Source organism: Mesorhizobium sp. M1143 (genome assembly GCF_040318435.1).
Lineage (GTDB): Bacteria > Pseudomonadota > Alphaproteobacteria > Rhizobiales > Rhizobiaceae > Mesorhizobium.
This window is the reverse complement of sequence record NZ_JAMYMJ010000118.1, coordinates 1-3,927: the sequence shown is the minus strand read 5'-3', so window position 1 is coordinate 3,927 and position 3,927 is coordinate 1. Positions and strand designations below refer to the sequence as shown.

General features: G+C 65.4%; 3 protein-coding genes and 1 tRNA gene. 2 read left to right on the top strand and 2 right to left on the bottom strand.

The genetic code is table 11. The features are described 5' to 3' along the window. Positions 1 to 79 precede the first annotated feature (79 nt). On the top strand, positions 80 to 871 hold the full coding sequence (locus NKH35_RS30840) for a tyrosine-type recombinase/integrase (RefSeq protein WP_023734167.1): 792 nt from the start codon (positions 80 to 82) through the stop codon (positions 869 to 871). Between the two features lie 47 nt (positions 872 to 918). Here NKH35_RS30840 and NKH35_RS30835 read toward each other — a convergent pair. Together NKH35_RS30835 and NKH35_RS30830 are read right to left on the bottom strand one after the other, a co-directional pair. Continuing rightward, a tRNA-Gln gene (locus NKH35_RS30835) sits at positions 919 to 992 on the bottom strand. Positions 993 to 1,138: 146 nt separating this feature from the next. Then, positions 1,139 to 2,086 carry a lysylphosphatidylglycerol synthase domain-containing protein gene (locus NKH35_RS30830; protein ID WP_023736455.1) on the bottom strand — a complete coding sequence of 316 codons (948 nt, stop codon included), beginning with the start codon at positions 2,084 to 2,086 and terminating at the stop codon, positions 1,139 to 1,141. A 349-nt stretch (positions 2,087 to 2,435) separates the two neighbouring features. Between NKH35_RS30830 and NKH35_RS30825 the strand changes: the two genes are divergently transcribed. Further along, a complete protein-coding gene (locus NKH35_RS30825; protein WP_352497337.1) occupies positions 2,436 to 3,779 on the top strand; it encodes a Ppx/GppA phosphatase family protein in 1,344 nt (447 codons plus the stop codon). The last annotated feature ends 148 nt before the right edge of the window (positions 3,780 to 3,927 follow it).

The following is a 3,927-nucleotide window of genomic DNA, read 5'->3' as shown; positions in this document are numbered from 1 at the left end:
GCCCCCTGATCGCCTCATAACAATTCAAGCACAATGTTGCCGAGACTGACGACAGCGCTGCAGCGCTCGCACCACAATTATGAGTCTTGGCCCTAAGATCATCGAGAAGAAATTTGGCGAATTCCCGCTGTCAGGCATGAGCGATAGGCGCACGCGCGGCATCTTCATGGAATGGCGCGACGACCGTGCCAAGGCGTCTCGCCGCCAGGCTGACTACGGCTGGCAGGTTCTCGCCCGGATCCTATCGTGGGCGCTCGGTCGCGGCCTTGTGTCAGCCAATCCATGCGAGAAGGGCGGGCGACTCTATCGCGGCACGCGAGCCGCGAACGTCTGGACCGCAGTCGACGAGGCAGCATTCTATGCCAGCGCTCCCGCGCATCTTCATTTGCCGCTCACGCTCGCTTTGTGGACGGGGCAGCGCCAGGGTGACCTACTGCGCCTGACCTGGCAGCAGTATGACGGCAAGCTGATCCGCCTTCAGCAATCCAAGACGGGAACCCGCGTGGTCATCCCAGTCGGCGCGCCGCTGAAAACTGCGCTCGATGCGCTGCGTGGCAAGGCCGGCCAGATATTGCTCAACAGCGACAGCGTTCCGTGGACAGCCGACGGCTTCCGGTCGTCCTGGCGCAAGGCATGCGCCGCCGCCGGCGTGGTCGGCGTCACCTTCAATGATATACGCGGAACGGCTGTGACGCGCCTGGCGATCGCCAGCGCGACGGTGCCTGAGATTGCGACGATCACCGGTCACAGCCTGCGCGATGTCAACGCGATCCTCGATTCCAATTACCTCAATCGCGATCCGGCGCTCGGCGAAAGCGCCATCCGCAAGCTCGAAACGGGAACAAAAATTCCCGACCGTGCGTCCGACTGACACGAAATCTTCTAATTATGAAACGGGAAAACCGCTCTAAAATCAAATGGCTGGGGAACCTGGATTCGAACCAGGACTAACGGAGTCAGAGTCCGTGGGTCTACCGTTAACCTATTCCCCAGCAGGCGCTGTCGCGCTGGTGGGCCGCCGAAGCAGCCGCGCGTGCCTTGTAGCCGCCGCCGGAAAATAGTCAAGCCTGCGTTGCATTTCAATCTCGGTGTTTCATCAGCCAATTGCGCCAGGCTGGCGCTGTCGCCCGGCGCGACCTCAACTGTCCGTCCGGCTGTATTGCGAGTGCTCGAAGAACAGCACCACGCCGAGCGCGATCAGCAGCGGGATGATCAGGTAGAACAGGCGAAACACCAAAAGTGCCGCCAGCACGCCGACCGGGTCCATATCAGACAGTCCGGCGAGGAACACGACCTCGAACACGCCGAGCCCGCCCGGCGCGTGCGAGATCTGCGCAACCGAGAACGACACCAGGAACACGCCGAGGATGACGAAATAGCCGGGATTGCCGGCAACGGGCAGGGCAAAGAAGATGATCGCCGCCGCCGCCAGAAGCTCGATCGGGCCGATCAGCAATTGCCGCGCCACGATCGGCAGCGCCGGGTAGTGCAACTGGAAGCCCGCGATTTTCAGCGGCTTCAGATGCAGCCAACTGCCGAAGATGTAGGCGCCGACCAGGATCAGCAAAGCGATGCCGGCGGCGATCGCCAGCCCGTGGTGCGGCGCTCCGGAAAAGCGGTCGATGATCGCAGGCTCGAACACCAGCACCAGGCCGCCGACCAGAATGCTGGAGAGCACGAAGGTGATCCAGCAGATCGCCACCAGAATGCCGACATCCTGGCCGGTCAGCCCCCTGGTGCCGTAGGCGCGGTAGCGGATCACGGCGCCCGAAAACACCGAGCCGCCGATATTGTGCGACAGCGCGTAGGTGGTGAAGGAGCAGAAGGTGACGAACAGCCACGACACTCGTCTGCCGATATGCAAGAGCGCGATGTGGTCATAGCCGGCGAGCGAGGCATAGGCGACCACCGAGCTCAGTGCCGCAAGCATCCAGCCGCGCGTCGGGATGGCGGATATGCCGTCCCAGACATCGTCGATCGAGATGCCGCGCAGTTCATGCCACAGCAACAACAGCGACCCGATGACCGCCGCGACACCGATGACCGGCCACAGATAGCGCTTCCAATTCGTGGCCCCCCAATTCATGGAGTTGTCGTCATGTGTTGCTGCCCATCGCCCAGGCGGGCGTTAAAACGTCCGCGATTCACCAATTCCCCCTCATTTCAGAAATGCCTCATCGAAGCCGGCTATTCAACCGGCAAGGGTGAGCAGCCGGTTCGCCAACGGCGAATTCATCGTGCCAGTGGCACGAAGAAAGGCTAGCGAACGCCGGGACGCTGCAAAGCAGCGGGGACCTGGCAGGACGCAGCCGGCAAAAATTGAGCCCTTGCTCTTGGTGATCCGGTCCGGCGCTGCTACTCTGGCGGCAACTTAAAAGATTGAAGCGCCTGCTGCGTCCGGTTTTCCGGTTCGCGCGGCGCCGGAAGGAACTGAAGTGGAAGACCACGACACCGGCGCTGGCGCGCCGGAAGTGGGCGTGTCCAGGGCTTCGCCGCCGTCAGGCGGGCCAAGCCCATCCGCCGGGCGGCCCCGCCAGGCGGGGCCTCAGTCCGGTAACGGACAGGCCGGCGAAGCCCAGCATCAGCGAGGCAAGGCGAGAAAGCGGCGCAAGCGCCGGCGTGGGCGCAAGGTTTTTGCGCGCGACGACAGCCCTCTCGCAACGGCCGCAGCGGTTGGTGCGCCGGCCTCCGTCGGCCCGGCCGCTCCAGCGCCGGTGCCTTTGCCCTCGGCGCCACAATCCCGACCGGAACAGCCAATGCATCGTCCGCCGATGCAGGAACTGCCGGTGTTTGCCGCGCTCGATCTCGGCACCAACAATTGCCGGCTTTTGGTCGCGGTGCCGCAGCGCCATGGCCAGTTCCGCGTCATCGACGCCTTCTCACGCATCGTCAGGCTGGGCGAGGGGCTGACCGCCAATGGGCATCTGAGCCAGGCGGCGATGGACCGCGCCGTCGAGGCGCTGAAAATCTGCGGCGACAAATTGCGCAACCGCAAGATCCGAAAAGCCCGGCTGATCGCCACCGAGGCCTGCCGCACCGCCGACAATGGCGTCGAATTCCTGCAGCGCGTCGAGCACGAGGCCGGCTTGAAACTCGAGATCATCGACCGCCAGACCGAAGCGCGGCTTGCTGTCTCCGGCTGCGGCTCGCTGGTCGAGCGCGACACGCAAGGCGTGGTGCTGTTCGACATTGGCGGCGGCTCGTCCGAAATCGCGCTGATCGACCTCACCGGCCAGCGTTCGCCGCGGCTTGCCAACCACATCGTGTCGTGGACCTCGCTGCCGGTCGGCGTTGTCTCGTTGGCCGAACGCTTTGGCGGCCGCACGGTGACGCGCGAAATCTTTGCCGCCATGGTCGAGGATGTCGCGGTGCGGCTGAAGTCGTTCGACGGCCGCGATCGGCTGAGCCATGTGCTGGCCAGCCCGAAATTCCATCTGCTGGGCACATCCGGCACGGTGACGACGCTGGCCGGCGTCCATCTCGACCTCGAACGCTACGACCGGCGCCGCGTCGACGGGCTGTGGATGGACCGCGACAGCGTCGACCGCATGGTCGAAAAACTGGTCGGCTGGGATTTCCAGCAGCGCTGCGCCAACCCGTGCATCGGCGCCGACCGTGCCGACCTGGTGCTGGCCGGCTGTGCTATCCTGGAAGCCATCCGTGCGGTGTGGCCGTCGGAGCGGCTGCGCGTCGCCGACCGGGGCTTACGCGAAGGCATTTTGAGCGAGCTGATGGCCGATGACGGCGTCTGGCGCAACAGTGGGCGGGGCCGAGCATGATCCGCATTGCTTTGGTGAACGGTCGACCCCCACCCCGGGGGGGGGGGGGGGGGCCCACCCCCCCCCCCCCCGCGGGGGGGCGCGGGGGGGGGGCGGGTCGGGGGGCGGGGCGCGGCGCGCCGCGGGGCCGGGGGGGGGGGGGGGGGCG

Bases quoted from the DNA above. Each gene is read 5' to 3' on its own strand.
- NKH35_RS30840 (WP_023734167.1), top strand. From the start codon at position 80: ATGAGTCTTGGCCCTAAGATCATCGAGAAGAAATTTGGCGAATTCCCG.
- NKH35_RS30830 (WP_023736455.1), bottom strand. From the start codon at position 2,086: ATGAATTGGGGGGCCACGAATTGGAAGCGCTATCTGTGGCCGGTCATC.